Raw genomic sequence first — 553 nt, 5'->3', positions numbered from 1 at the left:
AGCACTGTTCGAGAAGATGGGGGGTCTGCAGGCGGAGCGGGTCACCGACCTGCTCGACATCCGTGACCGCGTGATCGCCGAGTTGCAGGGCGCTCCCGAACCCGGGCTCGAGATGCCGGACGAACCGTCCGTGCTCCTGGCCACCGACCTCGCACCCGCCGACACCGCGGGTCTGGACCCGTCCGTGATCGTCGCGCTCGCCACGTCGCTCGGAGGACCCACGAGCCACACCGCGATCATCGCGCGTCAGCTGGGCATCCCGTGCGTCGTCGCGGTGGCCGGCCTCGACGACGTCCCGGTGGGGACGACGGTGCTGGTCGACGGCGCGACGGGCCGGATCGTGCTCTCACCGGACGGCGCCGAGGCCGCTGCCGAGGTCGAACGAGACCGCATCGAACGCGAACGTGTGGCGGGCTGGTCCGGTCCGGGAGCCACCGCGGACGGGCACCCGGTGGAGATCCTCGCCAACGTGCAGGACGGATCAGGCGCCCGGGCGGCGCGGCACACGCCGGCGCAGGGCATCGGACTGTTCCGCACCGAACTGTGCTTCCTC

General features: G+C 72.2%; 1 protein-coding gene. It reads left to right on the top strand.

Going from position 1 to position 553, the window contains the following annotated elements; all coding sequences use genetic code 11:
• A partial coding sequence (locus R1101_RS0125220) for a PEP-utilizing enzyme (RefSeq protein WP_026003675.1) occupies window positions 1-553 on the top strand: 553 nt, incomplete at both ends.

The organism is Rhodococcus sp. R1101 (genome assembly GCF_000278445.1).
GTDB classification, from domain to species: domain Bacteria; phylum Actinomycetota; class Actinomycetes; order Mycobacteriales; family Mycobacteriaceae; genus Rhodococcus; species Rhodococcus gordoniae.
The sequence above is the reverse complement of the archived record's forward strand: the minus strand, read 5'-3'. Positions and strand labels throughout refer to the sequence as shown.